This window comes from Paraburkholderia tropica, assembly GCF_014171495.1.
Classification (GTDB): domain Bacteria; phylum Pseudomonadota; class Gammaproteobacteria; order Burkholderiales; family Burkholderiaceae; genus Paraburkholderia; species Paraburkholderia tropica.
This window is the reverse complement of sequence record NZ_CP049135.1, coordinates 1,685,529-1,710,273: the sequence shown is the minus strand read 5'-3', so window position 1 is coordinate 1,710,273 and position 24,745 is coordinate 1,685,529. Positions and strand designations below refer to the sequence as shown.

At 47.6% G+C, this 24,745-nt stretch carries 31 protein-coding genes; 11 read left to right on the top strand and 20 right to left on the bottom strand.

Going from position 1 to position 24,745, the window contains the following annotated elements; genetic code table 11:
- Positions 1-8 precede the first annotated feature (8 nt).
- The 8 genes from G5S35_RS22455 to G5S35_RS22420 form a co-directional block, all read right to left on the bottom strand.
- Entirely contained in the window at positions 9-188 is a 180-nt protein-coding gene (locus G5S35_RS22455) for a hypothetical protein (protein ID WP_183039057.1), read from the bottom strand.
- Complete coding sequence (locus G5S35_RS22450; RefSeq protein ID WP_183039056.1) at positions 188-463, bottom strand: hypothetical protein; 276 nt, start codon at positions 461-463, stop codon at positions 188-190. The genes G5S35_RS22455 and G5S35_RS22450 overlap by 1 nt, the downstream gene beginning before the upstream one ends.
- 3 nt (positions 464-466) lie before the next feature.
- Positions 467-3,172: a portal protein gene (locus G5S35_RS22445; RefSeq protein ID WP_183039055.1), complete on the bottom strand. Its 2,706-nt coding sequence runs from the start codon at positions 3,170-3,172 to the stop codon at positions 467-469.
- A 166-nt stretch (positions 3,173-3,338) separates the two neighbouring features.
- A complete protein-coding gene (locus G5S35_RS22440) occupies positions 3,339-4,286 on the bottom strand; it encodes an SU10 major capsid protein (RefSeq protein ID WP_183039054.1) in 948 nt (315 codons plus the stop codon).
- 53 nt (positions 4,287-4,339) lie between these two features.
- Positions 4,340-5,491 carry a hypothetical protein gene (locus tag G5S35_RS22435; protein WP_183039053.1) on the bottom strand — a complete coding sequence of 384 codons (1,152 nt, stop codon included), beginning with the start codon at positions 5,489-5,491 and terminating at the stop codon, positions 4,340-4,342.
- Between the two features lie 38 nt (positions 5,492-5,529).
- Complete coding sequence (locus G5S35_RS22430) at positions 5,530-6,981, bottom strand: PBSX family phage terminase large subunit (protein ID WP_183039052.1); 1,452 nt, start codon at positions 6,979-6,981, stop codon at positions 5,530-5,532.
- A complete protein-coding gene (locus tag G5S35_RS22425) occupies positions 6,981-7,427 on the bottom strand; it encodes a hypothetical protein (RefSeq protein ID WP_183039051.1) in 447 nt (148 codons plus the stop codon). Before G5S35_RS22425 ends, G5S35_RS22430 begins: the two co-directional genes overlap by 1 nt.
- A 198-nt stretch (positions 7,428-7,625) precedes the next feature.
- Entirely contained in the window at positions 7,626-8,144 is a 519-nt protein-coding gene (locus G5S35_RS22420; RefSeq protein WP_183039050.1) for a hypothetical protein, read from the bottom strand.
- A 187-nt stretch (positions 8,145-8,331) separates the two neighbouring features.
- Here G5S35_RS22420 and G5S35_RS22415 point away from each other — a divergent pair, with 187 nt between their 5' ends.
- The 3 genes from G5S35_RS22415 (at position 8,332) to G5S35_RS22405 (ending at position 9,016) form a co-directional block, all read left to right on the top strand.
- Entirely contained in the window at positions 8,332-8,562 is a 231-nt protein-coding gene (locus tag G5S35_RS22415) for a hypothetical protein (RefSeq protein WP_183039049.1), read from the top strand.
- Positions 8,563-8,573: 11 nt separating this feature from the next.
- Positions 8,574-8,756, top strand: coding sequence for a hypothetical protein (locus G5S35_RS22410; protein WP_183039048.1), 183 nt, complete (start codon positions 8,574-8,576; stop codon positions 8,754-8,756).
- 62 nt (positions 8,757-8,818) lie between these two features.
- Positions 8,819-9,016, top strand: coding sequence for a hypothetical protein (locus G5S35_RS22405; RefSeq protein WP_183039047.1), 198 nt, complete (start codon positions 8,819-8,821; stop codon positions 9,014-9,016).
- 112 nt (positions 9,017-9,128) lie between these two features.
- Here G5S35_RS22405 and G5S35_RS22400 read toward each other — a convergent pair whose 3' ends face one another.
- Positions 9,129-9,332 (bottom strand): hypothetical protein, encoded by a 204-nt coding sequence (locus G5S35_RS22400; RefSeq protein ID WP_183039046.1) that lies wholly within the window; start codon positions 9,330-9,332, stop codon positions 9,129-9,131.
- 207 nt (positions 9,333-9,539) lie between these two features.
- On the opposite strand from G5S35_RS22400, the gene G5S35_RS22395 reads away from it, so the two are divergent.
- Positions 9,540-9,854 (top strand): H-NS histone family protein, encoded by a 315-nt coding sequence (locus tag G5S35_RS22395; protein ID WP_183039045.1) that lies wholly within the window; start codon positions 9,540-9,542, stop codon positions 9,852-9,854.
- A gap of 52 nt (positions 9,855-9,906) precedes the next feature.
- Here G5S35_RS22395 and G5S35_RS22390 read toward each other — a convergent pair whose 3' ends face one another.
- The 7 genes from G5S35_RS22390 to G5S35_RS22360 form a co-directional block, all read right to left on the bottom strand.
- Positions 9,907-12,648, bottom strand: coding sequence for a hypothetical protein (locus tag G5S35_RS22390; protein ID WP_183039044.1), 2,742 nt, complete (start codon positions 12,646-12,648; stop codon positions 9,907-9,909).
- Between the two features lie 11 nt (positions 12,649-12,659).
- Positions 12,660-14,078: an SPRY domain-containing protein gene (locus G5S35_RS22385; RefSeq protein WP_183039043.1), complete on the bottom strand. Its 1,419-nt coding sequence runs from the start codon at positions 14,076-14,078 to the stop codon at positions 12,660-12,662.
- 21 nt (positions 14,079-14,099) lie between these two features.
- A complete protein-coding gene (locus tag G5S35_RS22380; RefSeq protein ID WP_183039042.1) occupies positions 14,100-14,462 on the bottom strand; it encodes a hypothetical protein in 363 nt (120 codons plus the stop codon).
- Positions 14,463-14,614: 152 nt separating this feature from the next.
- A complete protein-coding gene (locus tag G5S35_RS22375; RefSeq protein ID WP_183039041.1) occupies positions 14,615-14,947 on the bottom strand; it encodes a hypothetical protein in 333 nt (110 codons plus the stop codon).
- Positions 14,948-15,004: 57 nt separating this feature from the next.
- Positions 15,005-15,433 carry an antirestriction protein gene (locus tag G5S35_RS22370; RefSeq protein WP_183039040.1) on the bottom strand — a complete coding sequence of 143 codons (429 nt, stop codon included), beginning with the start codon at positions 15,431-15,433 and terminating at the stop codon, positions 15,005-15,007.
- 53 nt (positions 15,434-15,486) lie between these two features.
- Positions 15,487-15,726, bottom strand: coding sequence for a hypothetical protein (locus tag G5S35_RS22365; RefSeq protein WP_183039039.1), 240 nt, complete (start codon positions 15,724-15,726; stop codon positions 15,487-15,489).
- A gap of 254 nt (positions 15,727-15,980) precedes the next feature.
- A complete protein-coding gene (locus G5S35_RS22360; protein ID WP_183039038.1) occupies positions 15,981-16,427 on the bottom strand; it encodes a hypothetical protein in 447 nt (148 codons plus the stop codon).
- Positions 16,428-16,723: 296 nt separating this feature from the next.
- Between G5S35_RS22360 and G5S35_RS22355 the strand changes: the two genes are divergently transcribed.
- From G5S35_RS22355 to G5S35_RS22345, 3 genes are all read left to right on the top strand, one after another.
- The gene (locus tag G5S35_RS22355; RefSeq protein ID WP_183039037.1) at positions 16,724-17,617 is read left to right on the top strand and encodes a hypothetical protein; all 894 of its coding nucleotides are present in this window, start codon (positions 16,724-16,726) and stop codon (positions 17,615-17,617) included.
- Between the two features lie 1,080 nt (positions 17,618-18,697).
- Entirely contained in the window at positions 18,698-19,051 is a 354-nt protein-coding gene (locus tag G5S35_RS22350) for a GIY-YIG nuclease family protein (protein ID WP_183039036.1), read from the top strand.
- A 120-nt stretch (positions 19,052-19,171) separates the two neighbouring features.
- A complete protein-coding gene (locus G5S35_RS22345; RefSeq protein ID WP_183039035.1) occupies positions 19,172-19,735 on the top strand; it encodes an HNH endonuclease in 564 nt (187 codons plus the stop codon).
- A 23-nt stretch (positions 19,736-19,758) separates the two neighbouring features.
- On the opposite strand, the gene G5S35_RS22340 is transcribed toward G5S35_RS22345, so the two are convergent.
- Positions 19,759-20,808 (bottom strand): hypothetical protein, encoded by a 1,050-nt coding sequence (locus G5S35_RS22340; RefSeq protein WP_183039034.1) that lies wholly within the window; start codon positions 20,806-20,808, stop codon positions 19,759-19,761.
- A gap of 54 nt (positions 20,809-20,862) precedes the next feature.
- On the bottom strand, positions 20,863-21,519 hold the full coding sequence (locus G5S35_RS22335; RefSeq protein WP_183039033.1) for a hypothetical protein: 657 nt from the start codon (positions 21,517-21,519) through the stop codon (positions 20,863-20,865).
- A gap of 160 nt (positions 21,520-21,679) precedes the next feature.
- On the opposite strand from G5S35_RS22335, the gene G5S35_RS22325 reads away from it, so the two are divergent.
- Genes G5S35_RS22325 through G5S35_RS22310 form a run of 4 tightly spaced genes read left to right on the top strand, consistent with a single transcriptional unit; the run spans position 21,680 to position 22,978 of the window.
- Positions 21,680-21,925: a hypothetical protein gene (locus tag G5S35_RS22325; RefSeq protein WP_183039031.1), complete on the top strand. Its 246-nt coding sequence runs from the start codon at positions 21,680-21,682 to the stop codon at positions 21,923-21,925.
- Positions 21,922-22,155, top strand: a complete 234-nt coding sequence (locus G5S35_RS22320) for a hypothetical protein (RefSeq protein ID WP_183039030.1) — start codon at positions 21,922-21,924, stop codon at positions 22,153-22,155. Before G5S35_RS22325 ends, G5S35_RS22320 begins: the two co-directional genes overlap by 4 nt.
- Before the next feature lie 5 nt (positions 22,156-22,160).
- Complete coding sequence (locus tag G5S35_RS22315) at positions 22,161-22,673, top strand: hypothetical protein (RefSeq protein WP_183039029.1); 513 nt, start codon at positions 22,161-22,163, stop codon at positions 22,671-22,673.
- Positions 22,670-22,978, top strand: a complete 309-nt coding sequence (locus G5S35_RS22310; RefSeq protein WP_183039028.1) for a hypothetical protein — start codon at positions 22,670-22,672, stop codon at positions 22,976-22,978. The genes G5S35_RS22315 and G5S35_RS22310 overlap by 4 nt, the downstream gene beginning before the upstream one ends.
- Positions 22,979-23,249: 271 nt before the next feature.
- On the opposite strand, the gene G5S35_RS22305 is transcribed toward G5S35_RS22310, so the two are convergent.
- Positions 23,250-23,447, bottom strand: coding sequence for a hypothetical protein (locus G5S35_RS22305; RefSeq protein ID WP_183039027.1), 198 nt, complete (start codon positions 23,445-23,447; stop codon positions 23,250-23,252).
- A gap of 25 nt (positions 23,448-23,472) precedes the next feature.
- On the bottom strand, positions 23,473-24,543 hold the full coding sequence (locus tag G5S35_RS22300; RefSeq protein ID WP_183039026.1) for a site-specific integrase: 1,071 nt from the start codon (positions 24,541-24,543) through the stop codon (positions 23,473-23,475).
- Positions 24,544-24,745: the final 202 nt, after the last annotated feature.

Sequence of the window (24,745 nt, the reverse complement as noted above, 5' to 3'; positions counted from 1 at the left end):
ACTCTCCTTCATTTTATCTTCGCAGCCAAAACAATCGGGTGACTGACAACCTTGTTCCAGTCGTCGGTATTGACGAGGCTAATATCGTTTCCGTCTGGTCGCTTGATACCTAATGCATCGATAGCATTCAAGATGGCGTCTTTCGGAATAAGCCCTTTCAAGCTTCTTTTTAATGTTTTACTAAGCATTACTGGTCCCCTGCTGTCTTTTTCTTCTCTGCTGCAATACGGCCTGTTGCACTAATCATCTTCAGCTCTTGCTTGAAGTCCTTTACTGCACGTACTTTGTGCCACTGCAACTCGCGTTGAGCTTGGTCTAGTGAGTCGATCATCTTTTGTGTTGCGTCTGCTTCCATCTTGTCTAATACCTCGTTCAAGATTGGATTGCTCAACAATGCGTTCGCCTCGTTTGCGCGGGCGATTTGTGCGTCGTACTCGTGTGTGCTTTTTACTTTACGTTCCATTTTTTATACGCCGTTATATGGGTTTTTGTGTTGTGTTCCATCTGGTTCTGGTGCAGAAATGACACTGTTTAAGAAGTTGTCATACTCACCGCTTGCATGCAGGTTAATCTTGGTCAATGCAGCATTCATTGAGTCTGTTGTGCTCTGGAATGTCTCGTTGAACATAGCTGCTTCTGCTTGAGGATCTACCATTGCTTTAAGCGCTGCTGCTTCGCGTTGAATTGCGGCTTGCAGGTAAAGCTTCTCAAGCTCGATCTTCTGCTGCATTTGCAACTTGGCTAACTCTCGTTCGTGTGCCATCAGTGCTTGTTGGTCATCGCTCTTAGCTTGTGCTTCGATACGCATTGCATCTAACTGCGCTTGACGTTCCTGACGTTGTGAGTCGTTCTGAGCTTGCATTTGCTCAATTTGAATCTTTGCCTGTACCTCAGGCGGAACTTGTGGCTGTGGCGGTTGTGGCATTGGTGATTGTGGTTTCTTAAAGAACTCGTCCACATTAGTGAAGTTCATTGCATGCACCAGCTTCTCTACCGTGTTGTGTACGTTGTACAGGTCGGCCATACCTGTTGATTGAGCAATAGCTGCTTGCTGCAATCCAAGGATGGTGTTTAGGTATGCAAGCTCACGTGACTTATCACCTGTACCCAAGCCGACACGTACACAAGCATCGTATTGGTGTGCCGCATCCATCGGATCAGCTTCAACAATCTGGCCGTTCAAACGGATTTGCATTAGGTCGTTCTGGTACTGCGCTAACAGCTTTTGGATACGCAAGAACAATGGTTTAAAGCCGTTCTCTGCAAACTCACGTGCCATCAGCTTAATGCGCTGTTCTGCACGCTCTGTCATTGCCTGATAGCCTGTTGCTGTCTCGTTGATAATGTCTGCGTCAGAGCCTTGTGTAAGCTTTTGAACACCTGTGCGTTCCTGCTTCATTGTGTCGATAAGCTCTAGCAACGTGGTCACTGATGCAACATCGCCTGATCCTGAACTAAGCACACCAACTGCTTCGGGGTTCTTGACGCGGATAATGCCGCCAGGACGGCTATCTAACAGGTCGTCTAAGTTGACATTGCCATCCACTGCCCACATTTGCGCATTTGCACCCAAGTTGACGTTATCAACAAGAGCACGCATTAACTGTGTTTGGTTAAGCTGTGCGTTTTGTGCTTGCTCTGCTACAGATACACCGAATGACAAGTGAGGCAATGGGTTCGACACAAGCATGATGAATGGATTGCCGTCACATGGCTCGTTAAGCAGGATTGTGTTACCGCAACGGATGATCTTGCGCCACTCAGCGATACCAGTTTGCAGGTAATCCAGTTTGCAATACGACTCAACAATGATTACTTGGCGCATTGATGGGTCGATTTGGTTGTTCATGTAGGACCATGCGTATGCACCTTCTAACTCTTTACGTGATAGGTAAGTGCGTGTCATTTCTGGGTCATACGCTGTATTGCTTACTTCCTCCAATACCTCAGAATCAAAGCCCATTGCTTTCAGGTCGGAAATAGTGATACGACGCGCATGAGCAGCGTAGACAGCTTCATCCAAGCTACGTGCTTGTGGGTCGATATAGAACTCTTCCAGCGGTACATTGACGATCTTTACCTTGCCTCGCTCGCTGTTCTTATGGTCTACGTCCTCATGCACTACGACGTCATGCAAGAACTTGCTGATAGCTGGCTCAGTCGGATCAATTTGTACTTGTGCGGCTTGCTGCAATACTTGCGCAGGGTTAGCGCCTTGCTGGATTGCCTGCCCTGCTTGTGCTACTTGCGGAGTAACTAATGTTGGTTGCTGGCCTGTTGCTTGTGCTCTTGCGATGGCTAGACCGTGCTGAATTGTGGTCAGTGGCTCGAAATCTGGGTTCTCATACATGCGATGCTTGACGATCGCAAACTCACCCGCATCTGCTGACTCTTTCAACAAAGCAAATTGCAGATCGGTCAAACCACGGTACTGCGTTGTCTTTGCTGTTAGATCAGGCTCCCAATACACCTTGACAATGCCGCCCGGAGACATTAACGCGTCGTGAATCCATGTACGTGCGATCTTGTAACCGTGGTTCTGTTCATTGAACACGTAGTTACACATGGCTGTAGTAAGAGCAGCACTTTTATTTTGCTGTGGCTGGCGTGCTTGGAACTCGACAACGTTTTGTGTGCCGCAGAACACGTCAAGCAATGGTGGTAACAGCCAGTTGATAGTGTCTGCAACAGAGCTATCAACCCAGTTGGAACGACCCGGGCTTAGTGGAGGTGTAAAGATGCCTTCCGGCTGTGCGAGATAGAACTCGTTGCTAACAGCAGCACGAATGCTGATCTCGTCTTGAACGTAAGCACGAGAGCGGGTTTCAAACACGTTCAAGTAGGCGATGACTTCTTCATCGGACATTGGGCCTACTTCGTTACCGTGCTCGTCGGTGCTTACCTCGTCGGCAGAGACTTCAAGCTCTGTTTGCTCATGTTGTGGTAATACGCCGGGAAGCAGCTCGTTCATTTGCTGCACTAGCGCGTCTGTCTCGTCTTGATCCTTGCGCTTTGCGAACAGTGGATTGTTGGGATCGAGGTTTTGAATCGCAGAGTTCTTGCGCTTCTTTTGAATTGGTTGACCGTTTAGGTCTTTCTGTTGTCCTGCTCCGTCTGAGTTGCTTTGATTGTCAACCGGCAGTGTAGGACGTGGTGTTTTCTTATTAGCCATAAAGGGATAACTCCAATGGAATTCCCTTTATTTATTGGAATGAATCTACTGTTATCTCCTGCTTTCACCAGAAACACAAAAGCCCCAGCTTTTAACTAGGGCCTTCGTGCTTTTGAGGAATATTATGATTACAAGCTGTTGCCTGCAATCATATTTATCTCACTGCTTAGACGTTGTTCAAGTCTGCAATTGTGAAGCCGGAAGCTTGGTTACGTGCTTCCAATGTACCTTCCCAACGGATCTGGAAGTTACGTGCATCACCAGTTGTAGCCAGTTCTTCTGTATCGAAGCCACGCAGAACAGCCAATGACCACATATCTGTGTCGATACCGAATACTTCCTTAGCGCCAGTAATAACACGGTTTGGAACGCAAGTTACTTCACCGAAGTCGGACTGGTAAATTGTGTAGGAAGTCTTCAATGTGACTTTACCGTCGTTGTTGACGTCTTGCATACGTGTGATGTTGCCAGTGAAGCTTGACTGTACTTGCTTACCTGCTGGGGTAAGGATAAGCATGTCAACGTTACCACCGGCAATGTATGCCTCTTGCAGAGCTTGCTTCAACAGTGTTTCTGTATAAGCTTGTGCTGTACCTGCAACTGGTGCTGTACCTGGGTTACCTGCTACTGGAGCGGAACCACCTGAACCACCGATGTAGTTGGATGAGTTCCAACCGAAAACACCCTTCATTTGACGTGCTACTGAGCTTGAACCAGTTGTTGAAGTTGTATTGAGCAATGCTGAGTACTCAATGTCCTTCTTCAATTGCATCATTGTTTTAGCTTGCAAACGTGCAATCTGGTTTGGACCTGCGTGCTTAACTGCTTCCTGTGTGTTTGAGACTGAGAAAGAGTCACCGACGATCTGTGAGTAATTGCCCAGACGAACTGTTGGAGCTTCTGCTGTGTAGCTTGCGTCTGCACCTTCAACGAGTGCAACGTTAGCTGGTGATGACAATGCATCTGTTTGCCATTCGTGGTAAATGGCTGTTGCACCAGTTTGTGAGATTGCTGATACGAATGGGGTATCAGTTGGTGAGATCATGAATACTTTGTCGATCAGATCTTCACGGTTACCTACTGTTGCGTAGGTTGTTACTGTATTGCTTGGCATGATTTATTATCCTTTTTGTTATGCCATCTGGTTGTCCAGACTATTGTTTTTGGTTATTTCTTTTTAGCCCATTGGCTTGCCAAATAAGCTTCCAAGTTTTTAGCTGTCGGTTCGTTACGCAAGGTATCGTTCCACGCTTTAGCTTCACGTGCATTCGCTGTCTGAGCCTGTCTATTTCTAAAGCCAGGATCGTTGTTCGTTGCAGTTCCACTATTCAAAGTTTTCTTAGAAGGAGCAATCTTTGCCTTCTTGGCATTGTTGTCCTTTACCAATTTGTCGTACATCGCAGCTTTGTGCGCCACTTTCAACAAACGAGCATCAACCAAAGTATTGAGTTCATCAGTAGTAAACCCTTCGTCAGTGAGGTAGGTATTAACTCTTGATACCGCCTTTGCTGCAACGTCTGGGTTCTTCCACTGCGGAAAATAATCTAGAATCGCTTTCTTCTGCGACTCCAAATAATCAAGCTGTCTCTTTTCAAGTTCAGCGTGCTCTTGCTTTTTAATGTTCGCCTGCAGAATTTCTGCTTGCTGTTTCTGGTGCAACTTCACTTGATACAGTTCCTTTTGCTTGAAGTACTCAAGTGGGTCTGTGTCATACAAAGTTTGCCAGTCAGGTTCATACTGCTGTGTCTGACTATCAATAAACTCCTGATATTGTTGTAACAAGCCCTTTAGCGTCTCACGCTCCTGTGCGTAAGCGCTCTTAATATCATCAGCTTCTTTGCGCATTTTTGAAGCTTCTGCGAACTTGTCAGTAGATGCACGCCACTTTTGTGCATCAGCAATCAATTCAGACTTCTTAACTTCGATCTTCTTACCATCAACGTTAATCTCGAAAACTGGTTCAGCGTCGCTATCTTCATCACTCTCTACGTTGGTATCCTCTTCGGAATCGCTGTCGAGCAGTTCTAAATCTAGGTCTTCTGCATCAGTGTCGGATTCGGCATTGCTATCAGAATCTTTATCATCCCCAGCGGAATCTTGTTCTTGGCTAAAACCAAAAGGATCAGGCAGCTTTTTGCCACCTTTGAATTCTTCCGATTTGCGCCCTTCAAACTTCTTAGGGATAGGCTTTTCATTTAGGTATGACGCAAGGTCAAACTCTGTATCGCCGTTAAGGGATACGCCGTCACTAGCATCGTTTCCAACTTGACTTGCGCTGTCGAAGTTGTCATTGGTAGCATCGTTAACATTAGTGTCCATGATTATTTATTTTCCTTATTCATCTGGAATGTTGGTGTTTATCTACGGTCAAATACCGTAGTGTTTTTATAGTTAATGGGTTTGCCCCATGAACTAGTTTGGTTACTGCTTTGCAAATTCTCTACATTGATTGCCAGATATCTAAATGCATCTGCTCCGTGGGAGTAGTTGTCATGCACTGGCTTTCCTAAACTGCCATCTGGTCTTTCTGCGTAGTGGTAGCGTTTAAGGTTCTCAAGCAATAGCGCCGTGCTGTCTCGATCAAAGATGACGTTGGAGAACATTTGCTTTGCTGCACGAATACCAGCTTCGATAGTCATGCTTGGCGTGATCTCTACGCGCCAACCAAATGCCTGCATAATCTCTTGTGCGGACTGGCCTGTTTTAAAGTCCTTATGGGCGCCGTCGTGTGGTAAGTAGCAGGTTCCCCAATTAACTTGGTGCTGTGCTCCCCACTCTCTTAGCTCATGGTTATATTCAGAAAGCGTTTTACGGTTGCTCTCGATGTAACCAACAATGCGTGCGTCTGAGTAAATCTTTTGCACTAGGATGATTGCTGTTTGGTCAGCCCAACCTAAGTCCCAAATTGCATGCACTGGTAACTTGGGGTCGATTCTGAGCTTTGTAATGCGTTCTTCTTCGTACGCTTTTGATAGCTCGCGAAAGTAAACTGCGCCGACTTGTGCGGGGAGTATCTGCCCTTCCCAGATGTTTTTGTATTCATCTTCTGGGAGTCGTGCTTTGTCTGCTCTACGCTCCACATCAAGCACCGCTGGAAACCAAGGGTTATGATTCCAGTTAGCTTCTACGTCCTTTACGTCTTCACGCGTGTTAAGCACGTAGCGTTGATATACCGCATCCGTATCTAGGCTTGGGTTCCATGTAAAGAAGAAGCGCGAACCTTCAGCACGGATTGTCGGGATCAAAATTTTCAGGGATCGATCTGTGAGCCCTGCTGCTTCTTCACCCCAACACAAGTCAATACCCTGGAATGACTTGATACTTTCTACTGTTTGGTCACTAAGCCCCTTGAAGATGAATACAGAGCCGTTATTGCAACGTATCTCGTTCAAGGTAGAACTAAAAGCATGACTAAGGCCAAGCTCTTGTATCAAGTCCTGCAAGCTTTGATAGACCGAATCCTTAATACTGTTCTGGACTTCTCGGAAGCAAAGAATCTTTAACTGCTTGTGGTATGCGAGCAATATCAGGATCTTTGCTACAGTCACAGACTTACCGGAACCACGTCCACCGCGCATTGATACAAAGCGGTACTTCTTGTCTAGCAGTGGCAGGAAGTCTTCCGTGATGCTGGTGTCAAACTCCGTTCCCTCCAACGGTTTGCCCTCGATGTCAACCACTCCAATTAACTCAGGGGCAGAACTCGATTTGAAAACACCAATGCGGAAATGTTTCTTAATCGCTGCTGCTTTCTTGTTCGCGAGCACTTTCTCTAGTGCTTCTAGTTTGTTCTTTAATGCACTGCTCATTACATACTGCCGAAATTACGAATTAGTTCCTCAAGTTCATTCAGGCGCTTTTCTAGCTCTGTAACTTCGTGAATGCTTGCAATGTGTTTAATGGACTGGATTAGGTCTTGACCTACATCTGGTGGAATTTGACCATTCGCCACTGCCTCAATAATCACATTGCACTTATCTGGGTAGCTTGCATTGCGGTCATACTGGAAGTGAACAGGTTGCAATGTTGTTCTGGGAATTGGTACAGCAGTCTTAATAACAATCTCGATCATGTCCTTGTTGTTATTAACGAAAGCTTCACTGACGATATGCTCATACAGGTCATCTTCGGACCAGTTCATTTTCTTTTTAAGAGCACTCAGGATTTTTGTCTTGCTTGATCTGCCGCGTGTGTTACCCGGTGTAGGTTGATTACCGGGACCGAAAGCGTTTGATGGGGCTTTAGAATTAGCCATTTGATTTCCTCGTCATTCGCCAACTGGTAGAAAGTTGCGAGTTTTATTCTTTTATTTATTACGAGGAATTTTGACTAATCTGGGTGCTTATGTAATCGTGTGGTTAAGCAAGCTTTTCTAAATTGTGCTTGCGAAGTAAGACGACCGTTCCAAATGAAAAAGGCCCCTTAATTGGGGCTCTTTTCATTGTTGCGTAACTTACGCAGCTTTGCTTTTAGGCCACGGCCACGGTGCAGGGTCTGCTTGCTCGGGCGCAGCTTTGCGAGCAGGTGCTTTCGTTGCCGCCGGCGCAGCTTGCTCAGGTTGCGCTTGCTGTTCCGCGGGAGCTTTGGCGCGCTGATCTACCTTCCCATCGGCCAACGTCTGCTTGTACTTGTCGAATAGGCTTTGCGGCCAATCAGCGCCAAGCAGTTCGGTTTGCTTGCCCGCGTCCAGGTCTACGTGCTTGAGCTTCTTCGCATCAGTACCATCGAGCTTCTGCTGGTACAGCGCAAGTGCCTCGTCCATGCTGTCGGCAAACTTGAAACGCAGCGCACCACCACGTCGGCCGAAGAACTTCACTACCTTGTCCCCTGCTTGCAGCAATCCCCAGAGACTGTCTTTCTTGGCCTTGTCATTCGGCCCCTTGCCCTTGATGAACGCGTGACCAACCTTGATAACTGCAAAGTCGATCTTGGTTACGGTTGCCTTCGTGCTGCTTTTGCGTGCGGTTGCCATGTTCTTTCTCCTTGATGTTGACTAGGACTGCTTACCATGCCGCGATGGTAAGTTCACCAACCACCAATGCAAGCAAAGATTGATACTTGGTGACGAATATTTCTTAGCTGGTCGTCACTCTTTTGTTGATGCCTATAACCAGTTCAATAGACTTGGTTTGTGGTTAGTACAACTTAGGAGAAACGCAATGAGCTATGAATTGCCCCGCGCAGCAAAGTTGAAAAAGGAAGTTGAATCGAAGTACATCGGCCTGAATGCTGGTCGCACGCACAAGGCTGGGAAGAAGTGCAAAGTTCAACGCAGCCCCGCAGAGCCCGGCCTGTTCATCATCTGGTTTGGCAAGACCGAGATTGCAAAGATTCCTGCGCTGCAACTCACCGACACCATCGAGTACCTCGACGGTCGCCCGCAACTGTAAGGGGACGCAGCATGAACACTCAACGCCTGATCGCGTGGATTGAAACGCACTACACACCGGAACCGACTATCGACAACGGCGACGGCACGCTCACGGTCGCATCTGTTGTCGTTGATCGCGATGGGAAGACGTTCATCGAGCACGACGTGATCCCCGCAACCCTGCAAGCTGCACGCGACCTACTTGGTTACTGAGCTTTGAACACACCGCACATTTTTGCTATAACATACAAGGAGCTAACGCTGTGAGAGATCAAATGGACCTCGCAAAATTTGAAGCTGACATGCAGCTCATGCGCGATACAAGCAACAAGCTGGCTGCGGAGACCGCGAAGCTGGTCGAGGAAAGCATCAAGCTCCGCAGGGAACACACTTGGTTGCCGTTCGTCTGGGGCGCGTCCTCCGCATCAGTGCTGATCGGGGCGACCGTAGCGATGGTGAAGCTGCTGCACTGACCTACCCTAGCTGTTCTACAAAAGGCTCCGCAAGGGGCCTTTTTTCATGGCCCTGCGGCAACCAGACGCACGAAAGGCCCAATTAAGGGCCAAGTTTTACAGCAAAGTCAGCTTACTTGAGGGTTACTTTTCCCCATACGCTTGCAAGCGTTTGACCGTTAAGCTTGTAGTTAGCGCGGTACTCGCAATCTGTAAGCGCGCGTTCAAACGGGCTGTTGAGCACTGCAAAAATGGCGTTAGTGCGTGCTTCGCGCAACGTAGCACCTTCCTTGGTAACGATCGTTTGGCCTTCGTATTCAATGTTCAACTCGTACATTCCGTGCCTCTTAGCTAGTTAGTTGTTTGCGGACTTAACCCGCACAACCAAGTCTAAAGACATGGTTAGCCACATCAACAACCAGTACGTTTGTATTTGCCTATTGATCCTACTTACTCAGTAAACATAAAGTGGTGTACACTTGGCCCACTTTGCTACCATCCCGGTTGGCAGCACTGTTCAACTTTTTGTGAGGAGAAGCTAAGTATGGCAACGAAAAAGGATAACCGCACGCTGGACGAACTGCTCGCAGCACAAGCGGAACTTGAAGCAGCTATCGAAGAACGCCGTCAAGCAGAAGCGGGCGAAGCACTTGAGCAAATCGCCGAATTGGTTCAAAAGTTTGGCTTCACTAGCGAAGACATTTTCCCGACTAAGCGCACGCGTCGCCCGTCCGATCCGTCGAAGGCCAAGCTGTTCCGCAATCCCAAGACTGGCGAGGAATATCATGGGCGCGGCAAGCCTCCGCGTAGCTTTGCAGAGGTAGGCAAAGACGTATGGCAGACCTGGCTTGTGCAGTAAGCACAAAGCGGTGCAGCAAAGATTTGGGGAGCTTAGTGCTCCCCATTTTCTTTTACAGCGTATTGCCTGCTGCTAACCACTCCAAGTACAGGCCAAGTCCGCGGAATATCTCACCCGCCCAAAAGCCGTAGAAGTAATGGCCGTTAGCCCAGCTTGAGAACGAGCCAGTCATATCCGCGTCCGTGCCTTGCGCAACCACGTAGGTTGAATACAACTGCGTAAGCAAGCCGCGTATTACCTGCTTGGGATACCCAGACGTATCGCCCGCGTTCAACATCTCGACACAACCAGCGAGGAACAGCGCTGTCATGTGACCCACGTTGTCAGGATCGTTCTGCGTCGGTATAGGGCTGTAGCCATCGTTGTAGGGTGGCGCGTTACGTGGGAATTTCGATGGTGTCAGGCCGCCGTTGTTCTGCTGGAACGTGAGCAGGAACGATGCATAGTTCTGGCATACAGTCACAAGCTTAGGATCAACGGTTTTCCCTTTGCGCACCAGCTCCGCCCACAAGTGACATGCTGACCAAAAGCCGCGTGCTTCATAACCGGCCCACGGATACGGCTGATCCGAACCCCAATCAAACGTGCCGACTGTGCCCTCGCCCAAGTCGTCGTAACGCGGCCATACATACACTGGCGCAAACGGACCTAATACACCAATTTTCGTGTTATACGCTTGCTGTGAGTCATACCAAAACTGAATTACGTTCGCGTAATAGCTTGGCAAATTGGCATCAATCCAATTTACCGGGTATTGATAACCTGAGTATGGAGTACCGCGCCAAAACTCGTTACGTCTTAGTGAAGGCGAATACTGGTTAGAGAATGGCACCACACCCGGAGTATATTTCAGTGGCGCAGTTCCAGAGTTTCCAATAGTCACATCGCCAACCAACCATGTAAATGCATTGACGTCGTTAGCGTGCATAAACCATTGCGTTGACCACTCGTAATTTGGATTGTAGTAAGTTGGCATATCACCCCAACAATACATTGCAATAGACGCGGCGCTATCTTGAGTTTCAAAGACTACTTGCGTCATTGCTGTGTTTGGCGTTGGTGTCGGCGAAGGAGTGCCACTTTGATACGGAACCAAAGTAAACATACTCCAACTCAATGACAGAGTTGTCCAGTTATTCGCTTGTGGTAATTGATACCAGTAATTCACGCCCAATGCATCAGTGATCTTGAGATACATTGTCCCTGACAACGTTTTGTATGTCAGTGTTTCGAGAGGCGCCGTATTAGATGGTAAATGCCAAAAACCAGCAACCACACCTGAGTTATTGTCAGGCACGTCAGCAATACCAATATAGTCTGAATAGCTTGTAGAGCCAACAGTAAATGTCGCGTACTGACTAAGCGACGTGGCATTACCGTAAGAAACCAAGTTATTTCCATCGAACATCACAACAGGAGTGCCATCTGTGCGATTTACAGTCAGCATCTTGTTGAAATTAATATTCATTGGTGCAGGCACACCATTAACGCCCGGTGCTGCTGAATAGCGGTATTGTGTGCCAGTTGACGCATCAACCGCAGTTTGAATGTATGTCAAGAAGTCCAAACGTGCAGTTGGGCTAGTCATCGCAGAATTTACCTGCATGTAGCTGTTTGGCGCAATTTGGTTGAATACCGCGATCTGCTCAAGCGCAACTGTACCTGCACTTGTGCCCGATTCCGCTGTCTTTGTCGCCTCGATGTAGCCGTTGCTATCACGTGTGACGGTTGCCGTGCTCGTTGTTGGTGTGTAGTTCCACCAGTACGAGATACCGTAGTCCATCGGGTCTACGCCCACTTCTTGACGGAAGTAATACGTGACGTCATCAACGACAGAAGCCTCAAGACAGGTTTGCAATGCCGACTGATAGACCTGGTTGTAGTAGCTGTTCCCTGTTGCGTTGTAGAGCAAGAGCGCAGCTTCGGTAAACCACTGCTCCGCGTCGATAGCGTTACCGTACTGGTCTGGGGTCAACGAGCGCCATGTAGGCCATGCGTCGAACGGAGCATTGCGTGGGATCATGACGCCCGCAGGGATGACGTAGCTCACATTCGCAGTGCCGTTGAACGTGGTGTCTTGCAGCACAATCGTACCGACTGCTGGCGTTGGTGATGGTGCTGGGCTTACTGCGTCACTGTTGGAGTCCCAAGCGCCGTTTGTCGCCATGTAGTACGAGAACGGCAAGCTAGTACCGCCGTGCGCTGGACCTGCACGTACCGAGTCATACGCATTCTTGCCAGTGAACACCTTGTAGACGCGCACAAGCTGATCGCCGTATGTCGGGCTACCTGCTGGAATCACACCCACGCCGTTGTTGAACAAGACTGGCTGTGCATAAAAGCCGGGGCTTTGGTCATCAAGTGGATTAGGCGGGCCATACACCTCGAATGGGTTTTTGCCGTTCAGAATCCAGTTCGAGCGGTACACTTGTGGCGTTGTCGGAACTGGTTGCCCTGCGTAGAAGTAATTCACGTATGCCTGAAAGTAATATTCAGCTTTCTGCAAATATGCAGGATTGCCAGTTCCTTTCCATGCGTAGTAGTAACCGAGAATCAAAAGTGATTGACCCTCGGTTGTCGCGCACTGTGTAGGTGTATAGTCTTGCGGGCCACCTTCAAAGTGCAGATTGTTTGCAATCACGCCTTCATTGTTGATAATAAACTTGTTTGCAACGTTATCGCCGTTATCGTCCACATCGCCGGTATGACGTACGAGAAAGCCGTCTAGGCCATTAATAATGCTGATAGCGTTTTGAGCTAGTGCGTGGTTTGCTGCTAATAGTCCTGGTCTCATTTTTCTACCTATTAATTAATTTGACCAACGTAGTAGCCAGCAAATGTAGTACCGTCGATACTTTCAAATTCAACAACGTTGCGGTTGCCTACTGTGTAGCCTAAAACTGGTGGAGAGCCACCTACCCAATGAATGCGCGAATCCCATGACGTGATTGTGTTTGAGCCTGTACCTTGTTCAATGTAGAAAGTCAGGCGCAATGCTTTACCAGTTGGCAAAGAGAAGTTCGCAAAGCTGAAAGTGGCTGTTGCTGCGTTAAGCACGACGTGATAGCCGGGAGATGGGTTTGTCAGGTCGATGCTGACTGTTGACGAACCACTCACCTGTACCAAGTCGTAGTAGCTGTCTGCGCTCAGTTGGCCTTGTGTGTTGACGATCAAGCCCGGACCAGCGGAAACGATACCTGGGGTAGCTGCTGTAGCTACAGGCACCACGTAGTGATATGCGTCGGTAGTCCAAGGGTAGTAGCCTGCCGGCTTTGTCCCTGTGAAGCTGCCTGTGAAGTTGGCAGTGAACACTGTTGATGAGTCGGTACAGATCGCGGGATACATCTTGCCCGTGTCGGTGTATGAGATACCTCCGACCTTCGTAACGGGATTAGCAGTACCGCTGCCGTTCCAATTGCCAGTACCTGTACGGAACCATACCAGCTTGTCGTCAAGGTCTACAGCTACACCAATGACATTTCCTGCTGTACTGTATGGCGTTGCGCTACCTACGCTTGAGCCGTTGATGTAGATATTGCCGCTGTTCTGGAAACACCCAACTGCACCGCTGTTATCGTCGTAACCAATTTGGTTAGTCAAAGGCTCGTTGTATGGCGCAATACCCACGCTGGCGTTACCGCTGTTGTTGCCACTAGTGAATGTAACTTCGAAATAATACTTGCCTGCTGAATAGCCTACATTGCCGAGAATACCAGCTTGAGTGCCGGGAAATGTAGCTGTCAAGTTTCCGTTACTCAGGTTAATGCCTGAGTATTTGTTTGCAGGGTCAAGTGATGCAGCAATAGCCACAACCGCTTGAGACACACCGGCCCAATACTGTGATTGCTCAGAGTAGTAATAGGATGAATAGGACGTTGTGCCGTTGACTGTGCCGCTTGCTTGTGACGCCCAATCTTGCGAAAGTATTGAGTAGTTGCCCGCTGTAGTTGATGACGTGCTTGCCGCTGTTGCTGATGCAGCCGCATTTGTAGAGCTTGTATAAGCTGCTGTTGCTGAGTTTGCTGCATTAGTCGCAGACGTAGCCGCTGCGCTTGCAGAGTTGATAGCGTTTGTTACGGAGCTTTCTGCGTTATTGACCAAGTTAAGAACATTCTGCAATGTTCCACTAATAGGCAATGGCAAAAAAGGACCGAAGTTTGCAACCAAGGTTGATTGGTCGCTTTGCATTGTAAAAATTAATCTTGTTGTTCCATCGCTGCTCATGGCGCTTCCTTATTATTGTTTTTAAATTAAAGGCGTCGCCTTGATGCGGAACCAAATCGGGTCTGCATACATGATCGAGCCGTCAGCAGCAGTCACTTTCAAATTTAGCTGCGCTTTACCGACAGGCCATGTGCTAGTTTGTGATGATGTTGCGGTTAGGTTATACAAGCCGTTGGTAGTAGGATCACCACCTGATAGGTTTGCTACTGCGATAGAGCCGTAATTTACTACACCTTCGGAGTCGTACATCGCTGCTGTAATAGCCCACTGGCTAAAGTCAGGTTGGTTTTTGTTGACGCCTGATGTACCGCCAACTACCGAACCTGTAAGCTGCAATGTCCCTGCGAAATTGAAAGTAGAGCCCTGATAGAAGTCGTAGGCCATTTGCTTTCTCCTGCTTGGATCCCTGCAATTCGGGATTGATTTATATTTCTATTTATTCGCAGGACGAACGCGTAATACGTAACGTTTAGGGACGAAAAAAAGCCCCGATGGTTAGTCGGGGCAAACGATCACTACTAGCTACGAGGGAAAACTTAGATCATGTGAAACAGTGCAAAACCAAGTGCGATGCAAAAACCTACAGCAATCCACGGTAGCGCGCTGACCAACGCCCATGAACCTAGTGCAAAGACCATCACCACCAAGCTCCAGACGAACTCAGCAACGTACATACCGACGACACCAAGCAGAAGCAAGGGGATGAACATGCAAAGCACCAAAGCACTGATCTTCACGTGCTCAAAGTTGTGCGCGATCTGAAACCCCACGGGGATCAGTCCGAGCACTATGCTGATGAACAGCGTACCTACGATGAGTTTGTCTTTGGTCGATTGCATTTTCTTCCCCTTCTTCTGTTGTTTATCCATTGGTAGTCTTAACTAATTTCGGGACGAGAACAAGCGAAGACTACCACCTTCAAACCATCAGTCAATAGCGCGGAAAATCAGCTTTGCCTCTGGGTGCTGTTGAACGTAGTCCAGCAGTTGATGGTAGTGATCGTGCAACGTCTCGTTTGCGGCTTGTAGCTCCTTCATGAACGCGTATGCACATGAACCACTCAACGCGAACAGCGTGCAGACAATCCCGAAAGCCTCCTTCCCTAGCGTCCCCTCAAAACCATTGCCTGAGACTCGTATGTCGAATTTCTCGGGGCTGTCTGGGTACGCGTATCCGCTGCCGTTACTCAGTCTCACAAACTCCCAGTGACCACCAGCGTACTGCTTACTGAGTTTGCGTGCTGTCCTGAACATGGTTTGCTCGCTCAGGATGAAGCAGCGTGCGGTGTACAAGTGCGGCATGAATTTCGGGCGCTCATGCTCAGGAACTGGTGTAGCGGTGATTTCCTTTTTCATTCACTACCTCTAGTCTTATGGGGCCATGAGGATAGTTTCAGAAAAACCAGAAATCAAAGTCCCTTGAAAACGAAATGCACAAGCAAGAAGCCGATTACAGCGAGCAACAAAGCAATCAATCCTGCGGCTGATCCAACTATTACGTCGGCAAGCTTTTCTACTGTCTTTGCTAGGTAATCAATTTTCGAGTTCTGCGCTTGCGTCTCCGACTTCAATTCTTGATAGTTTGCAGCACACTCTACTAGGTGTACCTGCAAGTCGGTTTTTACTTGGTCTAGGTCTTGTTCCTGCATGTTTTCGTTCCAAATGATGGTTATCCATCTATTTAAAGAACGATACCAAGTGATTCTGGATAGCGTTAAGCGTCTTCGAAATCGACCATAAACTCATACGCAATGTCTTGGTTGTCAAACGAAAATACTATGTGCTGTTTCGGAGGGTAATAGTCCCAGACTGCATTAAGTGATCTGTCTCGATGCCATCTAGCAATAGCTAGTCTTAGCCTCAAGAAGTCTTCACAAGGGATGCGTACCGGGACCATATTCATTTAATCATCTGGGTTCTCTGTATCTTTATTTACTAAGCTGACAACGTATCGTTCTAGCTGAGTAGCTAACCCGTCCTTTTTGAATTCAATGCTGATCCAGCTTGCGCGCGGGTTGCCAAACTTCAAGTCCCACACCGCATCTAAACCTCTGTCCGATATGAACTGCGCAATTTCATGTTGATATTTTTGCGCGTGTTCTTTTAGCACTCTTGCCATAAAGCGCTGCGACGACCCGCCTTCTGATACCTTTGGTCTACCTGGCCCTTTCCTTACTGGCTGTTCACCAACAGGTTCTGGCTTTACTTCTTCCTGCCCTACTTCTGGCTTACCAACAAAGCGGTATTTGCAGTTGTCAAAGTGGTAGCGGCGCATGTGTCCTTTTGCACCCTCAAAATTGCAATGCGGGCATAGACCTCTTTCGTGTTTAAATCCTACTGGCACTGACATTCAAACTCCATATTATTTTAATAACCATTCTAATTTATGAACTGGCTAGAACCAAATCGTTGAGTCACAAAAAAGCCCAAGGGGTTTAGTCTCGGGCTTCTTTGCTTATCTGGGAGAAATAATATGCACTACCATTTGGAGCCCTACCGGCCATGACTAAACCGGTAGAGCTGTTCACGGAGTTTTGAGGAATAGTTACCCTCGCATCTATTTAGCTCCCTCTAGATTGGAGTGCTCGCAGCAGACCTTCTTCGGGAGTAGAATGCGATACAGTTTGACTTTACGGGGTTACGACAATGAGCACAGACGAGGCGCAAGAACCAGCAGATAGTGCGGCAGAACCTGAGTTGTCGGTCGCAGACTTCTTGGAAGACATAGCACCTGGGCAGGTTGTGGCAATCCGTGGCCTTGCCTATCAAATATCTACATCGTATGGTCGAGGCACCGTTTTTCGCGCCCCGGACCTGCAATTGCACTGTCCCAGCGAGCAATGTAACGGCTTGCGGTTCTTCCGTAACCTATCCGAAGAGAAGCACCATCTCGACCATAAAAGTTACACGCACTTCTACGTTACCTATACCTGTTCAAACTGCCGCAAATTTGAAAAGACTTATTCTCTGGCCGCAATATTAAGCGGCAAGGCTGATTTTTCTGGACAGGTATATAAGTTCGGGGAACTGCCGCCTTTTGGCCCACCTGTTCCGTCAAGGTTGATTAAACTTATCGGCCCTGATCGCGACACGTTCCTTAGTGGCCGTCGCTGCGAGAATCAAGGGCTAGGTATAGGTGCATTTGTCTACTACCGGCGAGTGATCGAGAATCAAAAGAACAGGATACTTGGCGAGATCATCAAGATCTGCGAAAAGATAAAGGCGCCCGCTGAAAAGATCGCGACTCTCAAAGCTGCGATAGAAGAAACGCAGTTCAGCAGAGCGCTGGATATGGCTAAAGATGCTATGCCTGAAAGCTTGCTGATTGACGGCCATAGCCCTATCCAACTCCTTCACAGCGCTCTTAGCGAAGGCGTACATGCTCTGACCGATGCGCAGTGCCTAGAGCTTGCCGGTAGCATCCGTGTCGTACTTGGTGAGTTGTCTGAGCGCATCACGCAAGCGCTAAAGGACGAAGCGGAGTTAAGCAAGGCACTGTCTCACCTCATGCACTTCAAGCGGGACCTTACCACCAAGTAGCCATGTAGCGGCGTTTGAGGTCACACTACTCCCATTAATCCAGGTTCTAAATCTGGGTTTTTGGGACTTGCTTTCCTGTACTTCTTGTTCTGGATTTCAACGGGTAATTTTCGGGCGTACTTGGTTTCGCATGTGCTAGTAATTCTGTACTTGCCAAGCACTTGATTGAATTTCTACTGCAACAGCACATTCGCCTTCTGCTCATGTAGCTGTGCAGGGCATTTCGTGAAATACGCGGTGGCAAGCACACGCGATTTCACTCAAGCCACCGAGCTATCGCTTAACTTCTGGACTTCCAGAACAAGATTATTAACACGTCGTCCCAAGTAAAACGCGCCTGCTTGTCAGGCGAAGTTTTACGGCGGGACCACCGAACTGCGCTAACTGCGAAGTAGTTAAGCAGTTCAGGTGACGTATATTAGTGGTAAGTAGCAGAGGAAAATTAAGCAGAAAATTTAGATAAAATGAATCTAAATCCCTCTCCGGTTTAACCAGATACTAGATTTAGTTGTTGTTCTTCGTAAAGACCAACTGCCCTTGGACACCCTCTCCTAACGTTCTCAACAGGAGTTGAACCTGTATCTGTACCGTCTACATTAGTCCCCCGGAAGTAATCTTGTTACCACGAGTTCTCGTCCTGTCGCTTTGTTCTGGTTACGTAGAACACCAGAGCGCTTTATAACTTTCGTTAACGGTGCATACTGTTTCGAGACATAATTACTCTAACCTCTGCCCTATGGCTACCTAGCAACTACCGGGGAACTTACGTTCGCATGCGTCATTGCCGTGTATGTGCTTGTTAGCTGGAATTTGTATTTCTGGGAGTAAAAAGGAAAAGGCGCTAACAGCGTTGGGACTAGCAAGCACTGTAGCGCCTTTAAATTTGCCAAATTTAATTTTGCCAAATTTGAGTATTCTGTGATAAGAACCGACCTAGTCCGTCAAATTCTTCTTGTACATCTATTTAGCTTCGTAGTCTAAATCTGTGTAACAAAGCTGTCAATATTCAAGTTTTGATACCCAGAACCCGCGGAGAGTGCTGTTTCGACACCGACCTAAATACAGGAAAAGGTTCGAAACATGGAAACAGAACAAACTTGGGTGCCGAAGAAGCCCTTCCACTACGTCTATTTGCTTCACCACGCGGATACTGGCCTCTACTACATCGGAGTACGGTCTAGCTATAACAAGCCCGAGAAAGACCTGTATTTCGGTTCTGGCTCCCTGCTTTGGGACGTGTATAACCAGCAGGGCTACTTCTCCATAGATCAGGGCAAACCCAAGGGCTGGGAGAAATATATCATTGCCAGCTTTCCAGATCGAATATCCGCTAACCAGTTCGAGCTACAGGCCATAAACGGGGAAAGGAAGAACCCCTTCTGCTTGAACTGCTCCAATTCGAAGAAGCTCAGACTAAAGCAGTTGCTAAAATAATATCAAAGAAAGATATTGACAAAATCGTTGTTATTCGGGCTTTAAGCGTGCTCGTACGGCATGCAAGCTAAATATGAAGTGTGACAGGAGATGAACCTGCGCACTTCACGGATAACAACAATGACTAGAAAAATCCTCTTGTGCGGCCGCAAAGCCGAAGCCCGCATTTCATACGAAACAGCTAACGAGTTTTTCCACTACGACGCCGAAACCGGTGCAATCACCTTAAAAAACGACGTCGCAACTCTCAAGACAAAGCAAGGCGAACAAGTCGGTAGCAAGATAGCTTCTGGATATATCCAAGTATATGTTCCAGAAATTGGCTCTGTTTATGCTCACCGCCTAGCCTTTCTGCTAATGACTGGTAGCTGGCCGAAGAACATCGTAGACCACATAAACCACATTCCAGATGACAACCGCTGGGAAAACTTGCGCGACGTAGATTACTCAGCCAACAACCATAACTCCAAACTGCGCAAAGACAATACCTCTGGTGTGCGTGGCGTTCGTTATGAAAAGCGCAAGAACAGATACTCTGCAACCGTTAAACACCAGAAAAAAGGCTACTGGCTCGGCTACTTTGACACTATCGAAGAAGCGACAGCAGCTTTACTTGCGAAGTACGAAGAACTTGGCATCTACAAAGACAACGACTGCATCTTTGCAAGCAATCAAAATCTTTGATTCTCGACGCTTTGCTGCACCCGTTAATCCCTGAAATAAGGAAAAGCAGAAAATTGTCTATCGGAACCGGTATTTGGAATATACAATTCCGACGCACTGAACTTAGGCCATTTCGTCACAAAAAACGGACTGAAGTGGTCGCCATAGAATCTGTCGAACAATTCCGGCCCCCACTGCGCCGCCTGTATGATATGCAATGCCGCCATGGCCGATAACAAGTCACCGAGATTCGCGCGCGAGAAATTTGTTTCTCGATCATGCTTCGCAGCGTTATAAGAATCATACCAAGTTAAAGACTTTGTGGGACACGCTTTGGACCATTCTGAAAAAGGTGAAAACTCACCGAGGTTTGGATAGTCTTTTAGGGCCACGCTCCACTCGCCGAGACAAAGTGGCTCCTTTGTCCTGAAATAATCATCCGTTCTGTACGACTTCTTGCGCGTGGTCGTGTTCGCTTCCAGCACCGCACGCCAACCTGCCTCAACTTCGGTGCAGACCAAAATGAGAAGTTCGCGAATCTTATGCCCGAAGGTGGTCAAGTTTTCGCTTGCAGGCTCAACATTGCGAAATATGTCTATCAAATAGGAGAACAGACTTGATGCAGCTACCGTAGACTGCACAAATTTCGTCTGATAAACCATTCGTGCATCGACCGGATTGTAGGTCGAAAGTGTATAGTCCCCTGAATACCAACCTCTCCATATTCTTGGCCAGTAAGTACCAAGTGAAATTTGGGAACGCTCTACCTTGCGTTTGTCCAAGAACAGCATCTGCTGACCTAATATATGCCAAGCAGCATTCACCGTTTCGTTAAACCCATCGAGTTCGCCGCTTGCCTCGTAATGCGACCGGGACTCTACGAAACTTTGCGTACCACTTGTAAAGTGAGTTTCGTGCATTGATGACGGATTGTAAAAGGCAATCTCATTTTCTCGACTTTCCCAGAACGCGACAAAGTTGCCGTTAGCGTCGAATGCCGCATAGACAGGCGTCGGCTGGGGTGTTATCTCGCTTATCCCACTTTCCTCTATTTTCTCCACTTCGCGATTTGCCAAGTTGCTGCTCTCTTCCATCTTGCTCTCCAGTCGTTTTGACCTTTAAAACTGAAGCTAGCTGCCTCTTATTCGCTAGCGCATCTGCTCAAGCTGTTTTTCAAGATCGGCAATAGTGGCACTCATAGACTCCTCCATACTTTTCACTGTCCCAAAGAAGTCTTCAAACATTGCCGCATCCATCTTGCGATGCGTGTCAAACACTATTTCTAGCTTGATCTTTACCTGTCTAAAAGTCTCTGCAACCAAGAGCGCAGGTGCTATTAGGTTTGCAGGCAAGTCATGCAGAGCAATCCGGTCTAGCTGCCTTTCCATCGTGTAGACCATAGGCATATCGAACGGCAATCTATTGTCCTGTGCAGCGAAGTAAATTTTCTCGCGCGAGTCCAACTTGCCTGTTACATGCTTCTGGAGCTTCAGCGCGCTTTTGGCGATCTCAAGCAACGTGTTAGCCATACGCAAGTTGTCGGCCTTGCGTTGCTGCTCGATGGCATACAACGTCTGCTTCCGCGCCCTGTTCATTTGCCACCAAGCAACCAGAACAGAGAAGATGATTGCACCGATTGATCCCCATGCTTGAACCCATGCCGCTGTATCGCTTGCTGTTGCTGGCGTCGGGCAAGTAGCCATCGTGTGACCTTTTTCTTTGTTAAACGTGTTGAGTGTACCATTGGTTTGCAAGCTAAATACATTGTCTACAACAAGAAGGAAAATAAAGACGAGGAACAACAAAAAATATGGACGAATCTAAGCTTAAAAAGATGGACCGTACCGGCACTAGACACTCTGAGGAAACGAAGAAGAAGATCAGTGAAACGCAGAAGGGAAAAAAACGTGGCCCTTATAAACCTAGAGTGAAGAAATCTAATAATGAACCCGGAGACAAACAACAATGAATCACTATCCACATCAATGCGCATGCGATTGCTTGGCACTTCCTGATACCGCTCAAACGCTGACGTACCAGTACAAAATTAACCTGCCACAAGGCACTTACTTCGCAAACGAATACCAGATTGTGGGAAGCCTGATTCAGTTCAAGCCTGTAGCGAAGGAAAGCTATCTCAAAGACCCAGATCCAGTTGCTTGCTCAGAGCGTTTGATTCTGGCAAGTCACTTTACGATCTTTGAGCTATGAAACTCATCACCATCTCAGGTGATGGAACACCAGTATCGGAGCAGAAAGCAAAAGCAGCAAGGGCTAGGCTTGTTGAGTTCCTAGAGCGCTACAACATCTTCTATGAAAAGCTGTCGGACGAAGTGTTTGTGTTCGATAACGACAGTCCTGAATATCACACAGGATGCGTTTTCCAGAAGGTGCATAAAAACAATAATTCGGCACACGCTATTAAGTTGCCAGGAGAATAATAATAATGAACAACAACTTTGACGCAACTAAAGAGAAGCAACTGATTCTCATTGACAAGACAGAACTTCGTAACTACTGGGAGCTTGTTAGACCAGGCCTAGTAGCACTGCAAGCGGAGCAAGAAACCGCTGATAAGTGGATTCCAGAGGAACTTTACGCCAGCATCGCAGCGGGCAATTCCTCCCTAGTCTTCTGCTCAATGACACGTCAAGCTGGCATGACATACAAGGACAGAGAAGCAGCAATCAAAGATAGTTGCGGGTTCTGCATCCTCCAGAAAGCAAGTAACTTCAAAGAGAGCGCTTTGCATATCTGGGTATGTTGCAGCAACGAACATACAAACAAGAACGGCGCAGGCTCAGTAATGCGCTCCTTCAATCAAGAACTGTCTGATTTAGCTACTACCATCGGTTGTACAGCAATCACCTTCTCAAGCAACCGTAACTTCTGGCTTGAGATTGGCCCTCGCTTCGGCTTCGAAATTAACGAGATTCGCTACCGTAAGGAGATCAAGTGATGACGCTGCAATTTAACGAACTCGCCATAGATGGCATCAAACCTCACTTTGGTACTTACGTCTATTCGGCATACATCGGCGATCAAAACACGGCACAAGCTGCATATTGGCATATCAAGACTTGGTTAAAAGAACAAGGCATCTTCCCTAACATCCAACTAACCAGAGTCATATCAAGCCTGTATGTCTATACGGATACTACTGGCGACTTTGATACTGGCACTGCTGTTCAAGACATGCTCAAACTTGAAGTACAGATGGATAGCAAGAAAGACGCAGCACTGTTCAAGCTCAACTTCCTATGATCTACGAATGGACGCCTACTGCATTGATTGTGTATGTAGGCAATCACGCAAAAGCTATTCGTGAAGTACGACTAAAGCTCAAAGTTAAAGTCATCCTTAGCAAGAAGTACGGCAACTTTGAGCAAGCTGCACATTCACTAAAGGCGTATTGGGATGATGCTGATGAGACAGTATTGTGTGTTTTGTTTAGCTCAGAAGATGACGCGAGCTTCGTCAAGGAAAGATGGTAGTAGAAAGAGCGAGGCATTGCACCCCGCTCTTTTGTCATCCGTTAAGCCTGACGCATCGAAAACGGCTCGCCATTCTCTGACAGCAAATAACTTGCTTGTTTAGAGGCAAGAACTTCCATAACACTTTCCCATTGCAGGTCGTCATATTCAAACGCGACCCATTGCAAGTCTTCATCAGGAACACCAGCCCCGATCATGTTGGTAGTGTCGTCAGGACGTACCTTTACGGTGAAAGCCATACTCTTCTCCTAGTTGTTGAACTTCCTACCCCAATTTTAGCGCAAGTTCTTCCGGTCTGGTGCTGTAGTAACGCGCAAGCATCTTTAAGTTGCTATGCCCAGAAATACGACTTAGCTCGATCACATTGGGTATCTTTTTCGCCATGTTAGTAATGGCCTGATGCCTAAGATCGTGAAACCTAAAATCCTTGATCCCAGCACGTTTTACAGCACGCACCCACGCCTGATCTACAACACGGTAAGAGATGGGAAACACACGGTTAGAAGTAGCTTCTAGCCCTTCCAATGGCATCTTTTTACGTGCCTCCAAAACCTCTTGGAAGATAGCAATTGCACCCGTGCTCAATGGTACTGTTCTGGGTTTGCCATTTTTAGTTTTAAGCAGATAGGCAACCCTGCGTTCCAGATCAACACGATCCCAAGTGAGTTCCAACATCTCACTTCTGCGCATTGCTGTTTCCAGAGCAAGTTTAGCCAATGGCAACAAATGCGGGTTGATATTGTTTTTTGCCTTTCTAGGCTCCCACAATTCATCGGTGCTTTTCAACGATTCCCATAGACGCGCCAATTCCGTCTCTGTGAGAATGCGGTCACGTTCGCCGTGATATTGCGGGCGTATAAACTTCTCGAATGGGTTTGGAAGCTTCATACCCCAATCGCCACGTGCTTTCTTGAACAGCCCTTCCAGAACTGCAATCTCGCGCAGTAACGTACCTGGACTTACGATCTTGAGCCGTTCGTCCCGGTATTTTGCAAGCACTTGTGGGGTTAGATTTTCGACACTGTATGCACCCAGACGCTCTTTCATGTTGAGCAGTCTGTATTTTAGGTACATCGTGTTTTTTGTGACCAATGGGCCATTAGGTAATACATGCAAGGCTGGATCGGTGTCCAAACGCCTCTGTATTAACTCGCCAATGGTTATAGCTAGGTCGGCTTGGTTGTCCTCAAACGTCCCCGCAAGCATTGAGGCTTCAACCTCAGTAGCCCAACGCTTGCCTTCTTCCTTGGTGTCGAAGGTCTTGCTTTTGTTTGGGAAGCCCTTCTTTACGACACGTACTAACCACTTATCGCCTCTACGAACAAACGTAGCCATGTTTCACCTCGTTATGCACAAAAATGTACACAACCTGAGATTTTCAGCGGAAACTTTGGCCTAAACTGTTGATTCCAAAGGTCTTTTTACCGACAGTGTAAAGTACGTTCTACGCGACCTACCGCGGCTGCTACGGCGTACAGGAAAAACCGGCCGCCGATCTGCCCGATTCGTCGAATTCGACCGGTTCGGGACGTTGACG